This window comes from Novosphingobium olei, assembly GCF_037076535.1.
GTDB classification, from domain to species: Bacteria; Pseudomonadota; Alphaproteobacteria; order Sphingomonadales; family Sphingomonadaceae; genus Novosphingobium; species Novosphingobium olei.
Map to the genome: position 1 here is coordinate 257,970 of NZ_AP029021.1, position 14,921 is coordinate 272,890.

Annotated in this window: 15 protein-coding genes; 8 read left to right on the forward strand and 7 right to left on the reverse strand. The window is 67.6% G+C overall.

All coding sequences use genetic code 11. The annotated features are described in order from the left end of the window. Positions 1–2: 2 nt before the first annotated feature. The 3 genes from AACH40_RS01270 to AACH40_RS01280 all read left to right on the forward strand — a co-directional run bounded on the left by AACH40_RS01270 (position 3) and on the right by AACH40_RS01280 (position 3,752). Positions 3–1,106: an efflux RND transporter periplasmic adaptor subunit gene (locus AACH40_RS01270; protein WP_338643882.1), complete on the forward strand. Its 1,104-nt coding sequence runs from the start codon at positions 3–5 to the stop codon at positions 1,104–1,106. Then, positions 1,103–2,500, forward strand: a complete 1,398-nt coding sequence (locus AACH40_RS01275) for a TolC family protein (protein ID WP_338643883.1) — start codon at positions 1,103–1,105, stop codon at positions 2,498–2,500. Before AACH40_RS01270 ends, AACH40_RS01275 begins: the two co-directional genes overlap by 4 nt. 949 nt (positions 2,501–3,449) lie before the next feature. Further along, complete coding sequence (locus tag AACH40_RS01280) at positions 3,450–3,752, forward strand: hypothetical protein (RefSeq protein WP_422394870.1); 303 nt, start codon at positions 3,450–3,452, stop codon at positions 3,750–3,752. 4 nt (positions 3,753–3,756) lie between these two features. On the opposite strand, the gene AACH40_RS01285 is transcribed toward AACH40_RS01280, so the two are convergent. Further along, positions 3,757–4,308, reverse strand: coding sequence for a lipocalin family protein (locus AACH40_RS01285; protein ID WP_169494691.1), 552 nt, complete (start codon positions 4,306–4,308; stop codon positions 3,757–3,759). 130 nt (positions 4,309–4,438) lie between these two features. On the opposite strand from AACH40_RS01285, the gene AACH40_RS01290 reads away from it, so the two are divergent. After that, on the forward strand, positions 4,439–6,412 hold the full coding sequence (locus AACH40_RS01290; protein ID WP_338643884.1) for a CocE/NonD family hydrolase: 1,974 nt from the start codon (positions 4,439–4,441) through the stop codon (positions 6,410–6,412). 9 nt (positions 6,413–6,421) lie between these two features. Here AACH40_RS01290 and AACH40_RS01295 read toward each other — a convergent pair whose 3' ends face one another. The 5 genes from AACH40_RS01295 to AACH40_RS01315 all read right to left on the reverse strand — a co-directional run bounded on the left by AACH40_RS01295 (position 6,422) and on the right by AACH40_RS01315 (position 11,141). Further along, positions 6,422–7,372, reverse strand: a complete 951-nt coding sequence (locus AACH40_RS01295; protein WP_338643885.1) for an NAD(P)-dependent oxidoreductase — start codon at positions 7,370–7,372, stop codon at positions 6,422–6,424. Positions 7,373–7,387: 15 nt separating this feature from the next. Then, a complete protein-coding gene (locus tag AACH40_RS01300) occupies positions 7,388–8,173 on the reverse strand; it encodes an enoyl-CoA hydratase (protein WP_338643886.1) in 786 nt (261 codons plus the stop codon). Between the two features lie 4 nt (positions 8,174–8,177). Next, positions 8,178–8,741, reverse strand: coding sequence for a hypothetical protein (locus AACH40_RS01305; RefSeq protein ID WP_338643887.1), 564 nt, complete (start codon positions 8,739–8,741; stop codon positions 8,178–8,180). 11 nt (positions 8,742–8,752) lie between these two features. Then, positions 8,753–9,514 (reverse strand): competence/damage-inducible protein A, encoded by a 762-nt coding sequence (locus AACH40_RS01310; protein WP_338643888.1) that lies wholly within the window; start codon positions 9,512–9,514, stop codon positions 8,753–8,755. Between the two features lie 103 nt (positions 9,515–9,617). Beyond that, complete coding sequence (locus AACH40_RS01315) at positions 9,618–11,141, reverse strand: NAD(P)/FAD-dependent oxidoreductase (RefSeq protein ID WP_338643889.1); 1,524 nt, start codon at positions 11,139–11,141, stop codon at positions 9,618–9,620. Positions 11,142–11,242: 101 nt separating this feature from the next. Between AACH40_RS01315 and AACH40_RS01320 the strand changes: the two genes are divergently transcribed. Then, positions 11,243–12,214, forward strand: coding sequence for a magnesium and cobalt transport protein CorA (locus AACH40_RS01320; protein WP_169494685.1), 972 nt, complete (start codon positions 11,243–11,245; stop codon positions 12,212–12,214). Positions 12,215–12,248: 34 nt separating this feature from the next. Next, complete coding sequence (locus tag AACH40_RS01325; RefSeq protein ID WP_338643890.1) at positions 12,249–13,181, forward strand: cation diffusion facilitator family transporter; 933 nt, start codon at positions 12,249–12,251, stop codon at positions 13,179–13,181. 1 nt (position 13,182) lies between these two features. On the opposite strand, the gene AACH40_RS01330 is transcribed toward AACH40_RS01325, so the two are convergent. Then, positions 13,183–13,533 (reverse strand): hypothetical protein, encoded by a 351-nt coding sequence (locus AACH40_RS01330; protein WP_338643891.1) that lies wholly within the window; start codon positions 13,531–13,533, stop codon positions 13,183–13,185. A 331-nt stretch (positions 13,534–13,864) separates the two neighbouring features. On the opposite strand from AACH40_RS01330, the gene dksA reads away from it, so the two are divergent. Both dksA and AACH40_RS01340 read left to right on the forward strand, forming a co-directional pair. Further along, positions 13,865–14,323, forward strand: coding sequence for an RNA polymerase-binding protein DksA (gene dksA / locus AACH40_RS01335; RefSeq protein WP_169494683.1), 459 nt, complete (start codon positions 13,865–13,867; stop codon positions 14,321–14,323). Between the two features lie 149 nt (positions 14,324–14,472). After that, a complete protein-coding gene (locus AACH40_RS01340; RefSeq protein WP_338114936.1) occupies positions 14,473–14,853 on the forward strand; it encodes a PilZ domain-containing protein in 381 nt (126 codons plus the stop codon). Positions 14,854–14,921 lie beyond the last annotated feature (68 nt).

Sequence of the window (14,921 nt, forward strand, 5' to 3'; positions counted from 1 at the left end):
CGATGGCGACCCGTCCCGACAACTTCGACCGCTTCCACACCCTCGCCGCGATCCGCCCGCCGCGGCTGGTCGTCGCGATCGGCTGGATGATCGGCATTGCCTTGCCGCTCGTGCTGCTGGCCCTGATCTTCGTGCCATGGGTGCAGACCGCGCCGGGGCGGGGCCAGGTCGTCGCGCTCGATCCGCAGGACCGCGTCCAGCAGGTCACCGCGCTGGTGCCTGGCCGGGTCGAACGCTGGTACGTGGTCGATGGGCAGCTGGTGAAGAAAGGCGATCCGATCGCCCGCATCGCCGACAACGATCCCGACCTGATCGCCCGCCTCGCCGCCGAACGCGCGCAGGTCGCGGCCCAGATCGCGGCGAGCGAGCAGGCGATGGCGACCGCGCGGATCGACGTCGGCCGCACCGGACAGCTGTTCGCCGATGGCCTTGCCGCGCGGCGCGATTACGAAGCCGCGCAGATCAAGGTGGCCGAACACGCCGCCAAGCTGGCCGAGGCGCGCGCCAAGCTGGCCAAGGCCGACATCGCGCTCAACCGCTCCTCCGCGCAGCTGGTCCGCGCGCCGCGCGATGGGCGGATCCAGTCGCTCAACACCGCCGCCGGCGCCACGCTGGTCAGCGCAGGCGACTGGCTGGCGACGCTGGCGCCCGAGGATTCGCCCCGCGTGGTCGAACTGATGGTCGACGGCCGCGACGTGGCGCTGGTGCGCGCAGGCCAGCCGGTGCGGCTGCACTTCGAAGGCTGGCCCGCGATCCAGTTCAGCGGCTGGCCTTCGGTGGCGCAGGGCATGTTCGACGGGCGCGTGCGGGCGATCGACCCTTCGGCGCAAGGCACCGGCCTGTTCCGCGTGCTGGTCGAGCCGATGCCGGGCAAGCCGCGCTGGCCCGACGACAACTACGTCCGCCTCGGCTCGAAGGTGCGCGGCTGGATCCAGATGGAAACGGTCAGCGTGGGCTACGAACTGTGGCGCCAGCTGAACGACTTCCCGTTGGAATTCCCAACCCCGGTCGACACCGGACCGCGCAAGGGTGCGGGCAAAGGGCTGGTAGACAAGGTGAAGGAAAAGAAGAGCGACGCGGGCAAGGAAGACGAGGAAGCGAAATGATCGCCGCCCTGTTCCGTCGCGTTCTCATGGCGCTCGCCCTGCTGGTGGCGGGCCCCGCGCTGGCCGCACCGGCGCTGACGCTGGGCGAAGTGCTCGCTTCCTCGGCGCGGCATCAGCCGCAGATCCTTGAAGCGATCGCCCGCGAACGGCAGGCCGATGCCAAGCTGTTGGGCGCGCAAGGGGCCTTCGACCTGGTGTTCGAGGCCGACGCGCAAAGCCGCGTGCTGGGCTACTACGACGGCACCTATGCCGATGTGCGCGCCACCCGGCCGCTGCAGAACAATGGCGGCAACGTCTATGCCGGCTACCGCCTGTCGGCCGGGGACTTCCCGGTCTATGACGGCAAGTCGGTGACGCTGGGCCTTGGCGAAGTGCGCGCGGGCGCGGTGTTTTCGCTGCTGCGCGACCGGCTGATCGACGAACGCCGGGGCAAGCGGACGCTGGCGCAAAGCGATATCGAGATTGCCGCCTTCGAGCGCGAGGTCGTGGCCATCGGCGTGCAGCGCCGCGCGATCGATGCCTACCAGCAGTGGGTCGGGGCGGGGCTCCGGCTCAAGCTCTATCGCGAGCTCGCCGACCTTGCGCGCAATCGCCAGGCCTCGATCGAACGGCAGGTGCAGCTGGGGGCGCGGCCTTCGATCCTGGCGGTGGAGAACCGCCAGAACATCGTCCGGCGCCAGGCGCTGGTGGTGCGCAGCGAACAGGAACTGCAGCTCTATGCCAACGCGCTGTCGATGTTCCTGCGCGACGATCTGGGCCAGCGGGTGGCGCCCACCGCCGACCGCCTGCCCGACACGATGCCTGATGGCGTGCGCCCGCGGCTGGGCGACGTGGACCTGCACTTGTCCGAACGCCCCGACCTGAAGGCGCTGGTCGCGCGCATCGCCCAAATCGAAACGCGCGCCGCGCTGGCCGAGAACGACCTGCGACCCCGGCTCGACATCAAGGCCGAAGCGTCGAAGGACTTCGGCGCGGGCAGTCCCACCCGCCGTCCGGCCGAGGCGCTGGTTGGCCTCAAGTTCTCGATGCCGCTCGAACAGCGCGCCGCGCGCGGGCGCATCGCCGAAGTCGAGGCCGAACGCGACGCGCTGTCGCACCGCCAGCGGCTGCTGGAAGACCAGATCGGCGTTGACATCGCCAACCTGCAGACGCAGGTGCGCGGCGCCGCGCAGCTGGTGCGGCTGGCGGGCGACGAGGCGGACCTTGCCCGCCGCATGGCCGAAGCCGAACGCCGCCGCTTCGATCTGGGCGCGAGCGATTTCCTGCTGGTAAACCTGCGCGAGGAAAGCGCCGCCGATGCCGCGCTGCGCACGCTCGATGCGCGGTTGCGCGAAGCGGCAGCGCGGGCCGAACTGGCGGCGGTGATCGCCGACCGCGCGGCGCTGGGACTGTAACCCACACCCCCATATCCGGCGGCGAGCCCGGACGATAACGCCGTTGGGAAGTGGTACGGACCTGCGCGACCGGCGCGGGCGCCATGCGTGGCGCGTGCGCGAGGAGGGCAAGAGGAACGCTGTGGCGAGTGGCCGGCGGGGCGTTGGCTATCCCGGATCGGCTCAGCCTGAATTCGGACGGGGGCTCGAAACCCGGGCGGCGGCTCGCAAGGCGGCCCGGTCCGTAGCGATAAGTCCCGCGAGGATAAGTTCCGGGATTGGTCGCGGCCGCATGAAGGGGCCGGACCGGACTGGAACCGGACTCGCAAGAGCGCATACACGCGGTTGAACCACCGCACCACATCCGCCCGTCCGTTGCAGTGGCTTGGGTTGCCCTGAGGGACTTGGGGCTTAACGCCCTCGCTGCCGTATCCCCCGAAAGGGATGCGGCTCCCGCAGCGCCGACCCGCGCCGGTCGCGTCGGGCCTTTCCCATCGTGGAGATTGGCCCGAAGGAGCGAAGAGCAAGCCGGCCATGCCGCTCCCGGTCCGTGGGCTGGCCTATAACCTATATGGTACGTTTTGTCAAGGTTGGAGTGGGAAGGCCAGAGAGCAGGATAGATGCGAGGGGGTCACCCCCTCGCGCTCCCGGGACGTCTTCCGGCGCTGGCCAAGCGCTGTGGGATGGGTGTTGCGTGCTGTCTGGCTGTTGCGCTTGGAAGAACAAGGGCGGCCCTTCGACAGGCTCAGGGCGGGCGTTGTGGGGGTGTGGTCTGCTTCCGGGCTCGTCATGCCAGCGTAGGCTGGCATCGCTGGCGGTTTGCAGGACGGTTGGGAGGCGCTTGGCGGCCAGCGATCCCAGCCTTCGCTGGGATGACGTTTAAGGGGGCACCCTAACCCCGTCTGTCCTGAGCTTGTCGAAGGACTGTTCTTCTTCTTGAGGCCACGCCCCGTGCGAAAGACAAATCCCCATGTTTCCGCACGGGGACGGGTTGCCCTGCGGCGTGGTGCGGGGCATCGACGGCGGCCAGCAGGAGTGCCGTGTGTCCGATCCTTCCGAAGATGACGTTCCTGCCAATCCGGTGACGCGCGCGCGGGCGATGGTCGAGGCCGAGGTGCCGCCCGAGCGGCGCGGGCCCGGGTGGGACCGGCACTGGCGCGAGCTGGAAGCCTATGCCGCAGCGGGGACCGAATGGGCGGTGGCGCCGGCCGCGGCCGATGGTGCCGCGCCAGCGCGCAAGCGGCGGCGGCGCGCGCGGCCGAGGAACGCGTAGTAGATCAGGGCTGCGCGGTGCGGCGCAGCAGCGTGGTGTCGTAGCCGAGCGCGGCGGCGCGTTCGATCAGCTTTTCGACTTTGGCTTCGCCCGGCACCTGTTCGCGCATCAGCAGCCAGAGATAGCGGCCCGAGCCTTCGCCCACGATCGCCCAGCCATATTCCTTGCCGTGATCGAGGATCCAGTAATCGCCGGTGATCGGGCCGAAGAAGCGCACCTTGAGCTTGGCGTTGGTGCCCTTGTCGACGATGCGCGCGACGCCCTTGGTGGTGACCCACTTGCCGTCCGCGCGGCGGGCGCGGTTGACGACGTCGATCCGGCCATCGGCGCGCAGCGCGTAATCGGCCGTGGCGCCTTCGCAGTCCTTTTCGAAGGCCTGTTCATAGCGCGCGATTTCGTACCAGCGGCCGAGATAGCGTTCGACGTCGACGTTGCGTGCAGGGTCTGGCACGGCCGGGTTGCCGACCGGATGGCGCAGCTTTGCCCGCCATGCCGCGAGGGCGCCTGCGACGACGGCGATACCGCCCAGCGCGGCGAGCTTGCCCGTTCGGGCCATGACGTGATCTCCTTCTATGCAGTCCGCCGCCAATGCGGGAACATCGCCTGCGGTTCCGGTGCTTTCGGGTGCTGGCGCTCTCGCACGGGGCGCTCTATGGTTCCCGATGTAACCAGATGAAGGGTCGTCCATGCGTTTGAAATCCGCGCGTCTTGCCGCGTTGATCGTTGCTCCCGTATTCGTTTCCGCGATTGCCGGCGCCGGCCCGCTGGCCGCGCAGGTGGTCTCCAGCCCCAATGACATCGCCGCCGCCGCCAATGCCGCGCCCGCTGGCGACATTCCGGCCAAGTTCACCCCGCCGATCGACGCGCGCGACTTCATCAAGCGCGAAGTGATGATCCCGATGCGCGACGGGACGAAGCTCTACACCGTGATCGTGATCCCCAAGGGCGCAACCAATGCGCCGATCGTGCTGACGCGCACGCCGTACAACGCGCGGGGGCGGGCATCGCGCGCGGACAGCCCGAACATGATCTCGACCCTGCCGCTGGCGGACGAGGGCTTCGTCAAGGCGGGCTACATCCGCGTGTACCAGGACATCCGCGGCAAGTACGGCTCGGAAGGCGATTACATCGTCACCCGGCCCGTGCGCGGCCCGCTCAACCCCACCAAGGTCGACCACGTGACCGACGCCTGGGACACGATCGACTGGCTGGTGAAGAAGGCCAACCTGCCCGAAAGCAACGGCAAGGTGGGCATGATCGGATCGAGCTACGAAGGCTTCACCGTGGTGATGGCGCTGCTCGATCCGCATCCCGCGCTGAAGGTGGCCGCGCCCGAAAGCCCGATGATCGATGGCTGGATGGGCGATGACTGGTTCCACCATGGCGCGTTCCGCCTGGCCAACATCGGCTGGATCGGATCGCAGACCGGCTACAAGGGCGATGGCAAGGAGCCGGCGACCGGCATCTACGACAACTACGAGGAGTTCCGCCGGCTGGGCGGGGCGAACGAGTGGGCGAAGAAGTCGGGCTTCGACCAGCTGCCGGCGTGGAAGAAGATGGTCCAGCACGTGGCCTATGACGGGTTCTGGCAAGGCCAGGCGCTCGACAAGCTGCTGGCGGCGAACCCTTCGAACGTGCCCACGATCTGGGAGCAGGGGCTGTGGGACCAGGAGGACATGTATGGCGCGATCCATTCGTGGGAGGCGCTCAAGGCCAAGGGCAAGCTCGGCAACAACTTCCTGGTGATGGGGCCGTGGCGGCATAGCCAGGTCAACCGCGATGGCCGCTCGCTGGGGCCGTTCCAGTGGAATGGCGACACCGCGCAGCAGTTCCGCGAGGATATGGTGCTGCCGCTGTTCAACCAGTACCTCAAGGACGGGCCGCCGGCGAACCTGCCGCAGGTGGCGATCTACAACACCGGCGAGAACCACTGGGACAAGCTGGCCGACTGGCCGCTCGCCTGCGAAAGCGGGTGCAAGGCGGGGCTGACGCCGATCTACCTCGGCGCGAACGGCGGCCTGTCGTTCGACAAGGCGGCGGCCGGCGAGGATTCGTATGTCTCCGATCCGGCCAAGCCGGTGCCGCACCTGCCGCGCCCGGTGAACTTCGGCGATGGCCGCTGGGGCGACTGGCTGGTGAGCGACCAGCGCCACGCCGATGGCCGTCCCGACGTGCTGACCTACCAGACGGGTGTGCTCAACGCACCGGTGCGGGTGAGCGGCGCGCCGATCGCCGACCTGTTCGCCAAGACCACCGGGACCGATGGCGACTTCGTGGTCAAGGTGATCGACGTCTATCCGGACGAGGTGGCTTCCGACCCCAAGATGGGCGGCTATGAACTGCCGATCGCGCTCGACATCTTCCGCGGGCGCTATCGCGACAGCTTCAGCAACCCGACCGCGATCCCGGCGGGGCAGGTGCAGCGCTATCGCTTCCGCCTGCCGACGGTGAACCACGTGTTCCAGCCGGGCCACCGCATCATGGTGCAGGTGCAGTCTTCGCTGTTCCCGCTCTATGACCGCAATCCGCAGACGTTCGTGCCCAACATCTTCCTGGCGAAGAAGGAAGACTACAAGGCGGCGACGATCTCGATCGAGCGCGGCGGCGAGGGGGCGAGCGCGGTGTGGCTGCCGGTGGTGCCGGTCACCCCGGCGCCGTAAGTCCGGGTATTAGCGGTCCTTGGGCGAAACGTACGACGCATCGTGCACGAACGGCAGCGGTGCGTCGGTTCGCAAGGCTTCGAGCACGGCGGCGAAGTCGGTCTTCGCCCGCCAGCCGATCGTCGTTTCGGCAAGCGAGGGATCGTAGACCCGGCCGATGCTGCGCGGCAGCTGCCAGCCGCGCTTCGCGTAAAGCTCGGCCGCGTCGGGGAAGTGGCGGGCGATGACGGCGCGGGCGTCGCGTTTCAGGTCGGCCACTTCGTCACGCGTGAACGGCGGCGGGGCCGAGGCGATGAACAGGCCGAAGCCGATCTGCTGGGCGTGGGACAGCGCGGCGAGGTGGGCTTCGACCGCGTCCTCCACGCTCAGGCGGCGGTTGAGGAATTCGTTGGCCTTGATGTTGGGGCCGCTGAGCAGCGCGGTGGGGCGATCGTCGTCTTCGGGAAAGAAGCGGCTGGTGCGCAGGACCACGCCGGGCAGGCCGTGTTCCTGCGCGAACAGGCGGACGAGCCCTTCGGCGGCGAGCTTGGTGGTGCCGTAGATGTTGCGCGGGTTGAGCGGGGCGTGGCTTTCGTCGAGCCAGGCGGCGGCCTCGCCCCGTTCCTCGCGGATGGCGCGGTCGATCATCAGCGAGGTGGTCGAGGTCATGACGAAGGCGCTGCATTGCGCCGCCTTCGCCGCCTCCAGCAGGGCGAGCGTGCCCGAGACGTTGATGTCGACGAAGTTCTGCAGCCGCGTGCGCACGAGATCGGGCTGGTGCAGGCCGGCGGCGTGGACCACCGCGTCCGCCCCGAAGGCAAAGGCGCGTTCGACCGCGCGGCGATCGGCCACCGAGCCGACCACCTGCGTTTCTGGCCCTGCGGCAAGATCGAGCCCGGTGACCCGGTGCCCGTCCTGCCGCAACCGCGCGGCAAGGTGGCGGCCGAGCCAGCCCGACGATCCGGTGACGAGAACGCGCATTGCCGGTGCGCGCCCTTACCCGGCCTGGGTGCGCCCGCGCGCCTGCACGCCGGCGACGCGGCCGGCGATGTCCTCTGCGGTGAGCGAGGCGGAGAAGGCGCGGCTGGCGCTCTTTTCGTGGGTGCGGCCTTCGCCATAGGCGAGCGCGTTGCCGCCATCGATCTGCGCCTTGTAGGCCGACAGCGTCCTGGCCGGGATCGTGGCCATTTCGGCGGCGAGGGCGAGCGCGGTATCGAGCAGGTCGGCGGCGGGCACGACGCGGTTGACGAGGCCCCATTCGAGCGCCTTTGCCGCGTCGATGAAGTTGCCGGTGAAGGCCATTTCCTTGTAGCGGGCGATGCCGATCAGACGCGGCAGCTTCTGCGACAGGCCCCAGCCGGGCAGGATGCCGACACGGGCGTGGGTATCGGCAAAGCGCGCCCTGTCGCTGGCGATCAGCACGTCGCAGGCGATGGCGACTTCGAAGCCGCCGGTGACGGCAACCCCGTTGATCGCGCCGATCACCGGCTTGGGGCAATGTTCGATGGCGTAGACCGGATCGGCGGGTTCATCGCCGGTGGGGGCGACGGCGGACAGGCCGTTGCCGGTGGACAGTTCCTTGAGATCGAGCCCGGCGCAGAACGCGCGTTCGCCCGCGCCGGTCAGGATCACGACCGAAACGTCGTCATCGCTGGCGACCTGGTCCATCGCCTTGGCCAGCGCATCGCGCAGGCCGCGGGACAGCGCGTTCATCGCTTCGGGCCGGTTGAGCGTGACGATCGCGACCGCGTCGCGCTTTTCGATGGTGACCAGTTCGCTCATCCCTCTATCCCTTCTTGAAATTGGCTTTTGTATAACACTCGATAACCAGGCTGATGGCGGTGCCATCGGCACGGCGCAAGAGCCCGCGATGCGAAAGGACGGTATCCTTGGGGCAGCCGGGCCAGCCACCTGCATTTTCGGAGAGGCGTTCGCGGTGGAAGCCAAGGCTGGCCACGACTTTGCCGAACGGCGCGTCGGTGGTTTCGAGGATGCGGTTCATTTCTGGCGTGAGCGCATCGGGCACGTACCAGTTCTTCGCCTCGGACAGCACAACCCCATCGCAGGCGAGGCGCACGTGGCGAAAGCCCACGCGCTGGCCGGGGGCGAGGCCGAGCAGGGCGCGCGTTTCGCCATCGGGTTCCTCAAACGCGGCGCGATCGACCAGCGCGCGGATTTCGCCTTGCGGGGCGATCCCTTCGGCGCGGCACCATTCGGTGAGCGCCGCGGTGGCGCTGTCGCGCGCGCGCAGCGTCTGCTGGAAGCGGTGCAGCTGGGCCGGGGCGCAACCGGCAAGTCCCGTGCTGGAGGCGGCGACGGCAATGACCGCGAGCGATGGCCGCAGGACCATGTCGCGCTCGCTCAGATGCCCCCGGCGAAGGGTTCGCGGCCCATGCCGGCCAGCGCATCGGACAGCGCGGCGGCGCAGGCATCGAGCTGGGCCTGGTCGGTCGAGCGGATCACGAAGTTCGCGCCCGTGCGCCCTTCGCGGAAGAAGGGATAGCTGCCGATCTGCACACCTTCATAGGCGCGCTCGGTCTGCGCGAGGAGGTCGGCGATCTCGCTTTCGGCGACCCAGCAGCCGACCGTGGTGGACAGCAGCGGCAGCCCGCCTTCGAGCGTTCCGGTCAGGCCATCGAGCATCCCCGCCGTGATCGAAGGTACGCCGGCCATGATGTAGATGTTGCCGAACTTGATGCCCGGCGCGCCCGACATGCGGTTGACGATCAGATCGGCGCCTTCGGGCACGCGGGCCATTCGCAGCCGCGCATCGGTAAGGCCGCCGCGCGTTTCGTAATAGCGTTCGAGAATGGCGCGCGCCTGCGGGTGGACGATCACCGGCACGCCCACCGCGGCGGCGATGGCATCGACGGTGATGTCGTCATGCGTGGGGCCGATGCCGCCGGTGGTGAACAGGTAATCGTTGCGCGCGCGCAGGGTGTTCACCGCTTCGGCGATCGCGTCCATGTCGTCGGCCACGACGCGGACTTCGCGCAGGCGGATGCCCTGCACGCCGAGCCAGGTGGCGATCTGCGCGATGTTCTTGTCCTGCGTGCGGCCGGAGAGGATTTCGTCCCCGATCACGATCAGCGCGGCGGTCCAGATGCGGGCGGTGTCTGTCATCGCCGGGCACCGTTACCGCAAAGGCCGCCGCTGGCAAGAGGGGCCGGAGGGCGCTTGCGGGGCTGTCACGAAGATGCCCCGCAAGCCGATCGGCAGGGCGCCCCTATTCCGCCGCGACATGCAGCGGATCGACCGCCACCGGCACGCCTTTTGCCCGCGTCAGCTGCAGCACGCCATCTTCGACCGGATCGCTCTTCATGAACTTGCGGTCGCGCACGTAGTCCTGGCTGAGCCGCCAGCGCATGTCGGTCGCGCTCTTGGGCTGAAGATGCTTGCCGCGCTGGAGATAGCCCGAGGAAAAATCGAACACGTCGTCGAATTCGAGCCCGGAATCGTCGGGCAGCACGGGCGTTGCCACCTGCCGCCCGGTGTCCTTCATCCGGTTGAGCAGCTTGCACACATATTCGGCGTTGAGATCCGCGCGCAGCGTCCACGAGGCGTTGAGATAGCCGAACACCGCCGCGAGGTTGGGCAGGTTCGAGAACATCACCGCCTTGTAGTAGTAGTGATCCGACAGATCGACCGGCACGCCATCACTGGCCAGCGCGATCTTGCCCGCCATCGCGAGCTTGAGGCCGGTGGCGGTGACGATGACGTCGGCATCGAGGTGCTTGCCCGATTCGAGCTGGATGCCGGTGGCGTCGATCCTGGCGATGCGGTCGGTCACCACTTCGGCGCGCCCGGCCTTGATCGCTTCGAACATGTCGGCATCGGGCACCAGGCACAGCCGCTGTTCCCACGGGTTGTAGGGCGGGGTGAAGGCCTTGGCATCGTACTTGTCGCCCAGCATCTCCTTCAGCCGCTGGGTCAGGAAGTCCTTCACCTTGTCGGGCCGGGTGCGGGCGCGGTTGTAGAAGAAGTTCTGCAGGCGGATGTTCTTGAACCGGGTGATCGCATAGGCGACCTTTTCGGGCAGGAACTTGCGCAAGGTGTTGGCAAAGGCATCGCGCGCCGGGCGCGAGGCGTACCATGTCGGCGTGCGCTGGAGCATGGTCACGTGGCCCGCGGTCTGCGCCATGGCGGGCACGATGGTGACGGCGGTGGCGCCCGAGCCGATCACGACGACGCGCTTGCCCGCATAGTCGAGATCGCGCGGCCAGAACTGCGGGTGGACGATCGTGCCGGCAAAGTCCGCCTTGCCGGGGATCTCCGCTTCGTAGGGCTGGTCGTAGTCGTAGTAGCCCGAGCCGAGGTAGAGGAAGCGCGCGGTGGAGCGGGTGCGGGCGCCGTTGTCGTCCTCGCTAACCAGCTGCCACAGGCCCGCGGCGCTGTCCCAGTCGGCCGAGACGACCTTGGTGCCGAAACGGATGTGCGGGCGGATGCCGCGTTCATCGGCGATGCGGTTGAGGTATTCGAGGATCGAGGGGCCGTCGGCGATCGACTTTTCATGGCGCCACGGTTCGAACACGAAGCCCAGCGTGTGCATGTCGCTGTCCGACCGCACGCCGGGATATCGGAACAGGTCCCAGGTGCCGCCGATGGCATCGCGCCGTTCGAAGATCGCATAGGAACGGTCCGGGCACAGCATCTTCATGTGTGCGGCCATGCCGATCCCGGAAATGCCCGCGCCGACAATGGCGACGTCGACATCAGGTTGCGCGCTTTCGAGCTTCGTCTCGAGGCCCATGGTCTTTCTCCCGATCGTTATTTACACCGATGTTAGCGCGTCTGGTGGCAATTTCCAGCGGGGAATTGCGTTTTGTTGCCCGGCGGGACAGACAGGCCGGCATGATCGTTGCCGCACGCCGCTATTCCGCCGGAAAGGCGCACGAAATCGCCATCGAACTGGATGGCCAGCGGCGCGAATGCCCGGCGGGCTGCTTCGACTGGATCGGCCTGTGCGAACCCGATGCGGCGGAAATGGAGCTGGTGCGGCGGCAGTACGGGCTGCACCCGCTGGCGGTGGAAGACGCGCTCAACCCCCGGCAGATGCCCAAGGTAGACATCTACGGCAAGCAGCTGTTCGTCGTCGCGCGCACGGCATCGCTGGGCGAGGACGGGGAAAGCATCGTCTATGGCCAGACGGCGTTCTTCCTGGGCACGGACTTCATCATTTCGGTGCGGTTCGGTTCATCGCGCGCGCACCGCGAACTGCGGCGCGAGCTGGAAGCCGATGCAGAGCGGCTGGCCGAAGGCGCGGACTATGTCCTGCACGCCGTGCTGGACTTCATCGCCGATGGCTACCTGCCGATCATGGACCGGCTGGAGGACGTGGCGCAGGGGATGGAGGAATCGGCGATCGACGTCTTCCCCGAACAGGCGGTGATCCGCCGCATCTTCCGCCTGCGCCGCCAGCTGCGCCGGTTCGAGCGGGTGATCGGGCCGATGGAGGAAATGGTCGAACGGCTGGTCCAGGCCGACCTGCCGACGATCGATCCTTCGGCGCGGATCTGGTTCCGCGACGTGCTCGACCACGTGCGGCGGGTGATGGCGCGGATGCGCGGCCTGAAGGAAACGCTGGCCGCCATCGTCGAGACGGCCAGCCTGCTCGAACAGCACCGGCAGGGCGAAATGACCCGGCAGCTGGCCGCCTGGGCCGCGATCCTGGCCGTGCCGACGGCCATCGCGGGCATCTATGGCATGAATTTCGACTACATCCCGGAACTCAAGTGGCACTACGGCTACTTCGTGGTCTGGGCCGCGATCATCTCGATCTGCGGGGGGCTTTACGTGCGCTTCCGCCGGATCGGATGGTTGTGACGCAAGGGCCGCGAGAGTTCAGGCAGGAGTTCAGATGGCAGGCGGTTCCACCAAGACAATCCTGATCGCGCTGGGCGCCAATGTCGGCATCGCAGTGGCCAAGTTCGGCGCGGCGGCGGTGACCGGATCTTCGGCGATGCTGACCGAAGGGGTGCACAGCCTGGTCGATTCGACCAACCAGGTGCTGCTGCTCTATGGCCGCAAGCGGTCGACCAAGCCCGCCGATGCGGCGCATCCGTTCGGCTATGGCCGCGAGCTGTACTTCTGGTCGTTCATCGTGGCGATCCTGGTCTTCGCGCTGGGCGCGGGCGTTTCGGTCTACGAAGGCGTGCTGCACATCATCGAGCCCGAACCGGCGACCAACCCGCTGATCGCCTTCGCCGTGCTGGGCATCGCCTTCGCGCTGGAAGGGTGGTCGACGATCGCCGCGCTGAAGGACTTCAATTCGTCGCGCCGGGGATCGATCTGGGCGGAAATCCGCAAGACCAAGGACGCGCCGACGCTGGTGCTGCTGCTGGAAAATTCGGGTGCGCTGATCGGCCTTGTCGCCGCCGCGCTGGGGCTGACGCTGAGCCTGGTCACGGGCAATCCGTTCTGGGACGGGCTGGCCTCGGTGGTGATCGGGCTTGTGCTGGGCGTGCTGGCGATCGTGCTGCTGTACGAAGCCAAGGGGCTGCTGATCGGCGAAAGCGCCGATCCCGTGCTGGTCGAGGCGATCCGGCGCAAGGCGGCGGCGCATGCGGGCGTGGTGCGGGTGCACGAAGTGCTGACCCTGCACAGCGCGCCGACGATGGTCACCGTGATCATCAGCGCCGATTTCGAGGATGCGATGCTGGCCCGCGATGTCGAACGGATCGTGCTGGAGATAGAGCGCGAGGTGGCGCAGAGCTTCCCGATCGTGGCGCGGGTCTATGTCCGCCCGCGCGACAGTTCGACCGCAGGCGAGGCGCTTCCGGCCGGAGCCTGACTCAGGCGGCGCGGCGGACGGTCAGGCGCAGCCATTCGCGGGCGCGGCGCTGCGCTTCGGCGATTTCGCGCGCGGTCATCTCGTCGGCGACGTCGGCGCGGCACTGCGCGGCTTCGTCATGGCCGGCGACGGCGGCGAGGTTGAACCACTTGTGCGCTTCGACCAGATCGCACGGCGCGCCGTGGCTGCCGGTGGAATAGGCGACGCCGAGATCGAAATAGGCCGAGATGTCCCCGCCTTGCGCGGCGGCAAGGCAGCTGGCGACGAGATCGTCGTGCGCGTCGCCCGCAGCAATGGAGCTGATCGGCGATACTGGCGTGGCCGAAAGGCCGGTGACAGAATTCATGTTCATGTTCCCCAAACCCTGTAACTTCAGCGGGTGCCCCCACGGCCCCGGCATGGGCAAAAGTCACCATGTTTGGTCAACAAAGCGTTAACGCCGGCAAGATTGCGGTTGCGGAGTCCGGCGCGGAGTATCGCTAACCGTGTTTCTACGCTGGCAGGCGATCCTTCATCGCAAGGCAATTGGGCTGTGTCTAAAGGACTTGTGGCGATTCGGGGTGGCCCTTATAGGCGCGGCCAAACCAGAAGCTTGCGCCGCGTCGGCTTGCGGTGCTGGAAGTCTCGGGGTCGTCGTTTTTCAGCCCGCAACCTGATGGGTTTCGGGCCATGCGGAGGGCCGAATGGCTGGCGTACTGAGTGACGAGATCGACGTTCTGGCAAAAGCCCGCCGGGCCATGCCGAGCGATTATGTGCCGAGCGATGACGAAGAATACATGTCCGAGCAGCAGCTGGATTACTTCCGCCGGCTGTTGCTGCAGTGGAAGAAGTCGATCCTCTCGGCTTCGGAAACCACGCTGACCGCGTTGCAGGATGGCCCCTTGCGCGAACCCGATCTGAACGATCGCGCATCGAGCGAGACCGACTGGGGCATCGAACTGCGCACCCGCGACCGCCAGCGCAAGCTGATCGCCAAGATCGATTCGGCCATGCGCCGCATCGACGAGGGCGAATACGGCTTCTGCGAGGTGACCGGCGAGCCGATCGGCCTGGGCCGCCTGATCGCCCGCCCGATCGCGACGATGACGGTCGAAGCGCAGGAAGCGCACGAGCGTCGCGAGAAGATCTCGCGCGACATGTGACTTTCTGTCTCGTTACGAGACAGGCGGGCTGTTAAGCGATCATTAGGCACGTTCATTTGCGATTACTGCGCGATTTGGCGGCAGAAACGGGTGAAAGGCGCGGATTTTCGGGTTAACACCCGGTCCGTGCTTCCAACCAGGTGACGCGAATGCAACAGATGCAGGCCATGGACGATATCGATCATCGCCAGCTCGGGCGAGACAGCATGTTCCTCATGGCCGACCTGCGCCTGGTCGGCACCGATGGGGAACACAAGGTGCGCGTGCGCAACCTGTCGGCCGGGGGCGTGATGGCCGAAGGCAGCATCAAGGTGGCACGCGGCAACGAAGTCGAAGTGTCGCTGCGCAACATCGGCTGGGTGCGCGGCACGATCGCCTGGATCCAGGACAACCGCTTCGGCATCGCCTTTGTCGAACCGATCAACCCGCGCCTGGCCCGCGATCCCGTGACCGCGGCGGGCGACAGCACCCCGCGCTTCGTCAAGCCGCCGCTGCCCGCCATCGACCAGACCCGCCTGCGCAAGATCTGACGGCGTAAGATCTGACGGCGTAAGATCTGACCGGGGCGGCGCGCGCCACGCTCGATTCTGCGCTTCTC

What these genes read in the sequence shown, in the direction of transcription:
- AACH40_RS01270 (WP_338643882.1), top strand. Translation starts at nt 3, where the DNA reads ATGGCGACCCGTCCCGACAACTTCGACCGCTTCCACACCCTCGCCGCG.
- AACH40_RS01275 (WP_338643883.1), top strand. Translation starts at nt 1,103, where the DNA reads ATGATCGCCGCCCTGTTCCGTCGCGTTCTCATGGCGCTCGCCCTGCTG.
- AACH40_RS01280 (WP_422394870.1), top strand. Translation starts at nt 3,450, where the DNA reads ATGTTTCCGCACGGGGACGGGTTGCCCTGCGGCGTGGTGCGGGGCATC.
- AACH40_RS01285 (WP_169494691.1), bottom strand. Translation starts at nt 4,308, where the DNA reads ATGGCCCGAACGGGCAAGCTCGCCGCGCTGGGCGGTATCGCCGTCGTC.
- AACH40_RS01290 (WP_338643884.1), top strand. Translation starts at nt 4,439, where the DNA reads ATGCGTTTGAAATCCGCGCGTCTTGCCGCGTTGATCGTTGCTCCCGTA.
- AACH40_RS01295 (WP_338643885.1), bottom strand. Translation starts at nt 7,372, where the DNA reads ATGCGCGTTCTCGTCACCGGATCGTCGGGCTGGCTCGGCCGCCACCTT.
- AACH40_RS01300 (WP_338643886.1), bottom strand. Translation starts at nt 8,173, where the DNA reads ATGAGCGAACTGGTCACCATCGAAAAGCGCGACGCGGTCGCGATCGTC.
- AACH40_RS01305 (WP_338643887.1), bottom strand. Translation starts at nt 8,741, where the DNA reads ATGGTCCTGCGGCCATCGCTCGCGGTCATTGCCGTCGCCGCCTCCAGC.
- AACH40_RS01310 (WP_338643888.1), bottom strand. Translation starts at nt 9,514, where the DNA reads ATGACAGACACCGCCCGCATCTGGACCGCCGCGCTGATCGTGATCGGG.
- AACH40_RS01315 (WP_338643889.1), bottom strand. Translation starts at nt 11,141, where the DNA reads ATGGGCCTCGAGACGAAGCTCGAAAGCGCGCAACCTGATGTCGACGTC.
- AACH40_RS01320 (WP_169494685.1), top strand. Translation starts at nt 11,243, where the DNA reads ATGATCGTTGCCGCACGCCGCTATTCCGCCGGAAAGGCGCACGAAATC.
- AACH40_RS01325 (WP_338643890.1), top strand. Translation starts at nt 12,249, where the DNA reads ATGGCAGGCGGTTCCACCAAGACAATCCTGATCGCGCTGGGCGCCAAT.
- AACH40_RS01330 (WP_338643891.1), bottom strand. Translation starts at nt 13,533, where the DNA reads ATGAACATGAATTCTGTCACCGGCCTTTCGGCCACGCCAGTATCGCCG.
- dksA (WP_169494683.1), top strand. Translation starts at nt 13,865, where the DNA reads ATGGCTGGCGTACTGAGTGACGAGATCGACGTTCTGGCAAAAGCCCGC.
- AACH40_RS01340 (WP_338114936.1), top strand. Translation starts at nt 14,473, where the DNA reads ATGCAACAGATGCAGGCCATGGACGATATCGATCATCGCCAGCTCGGG.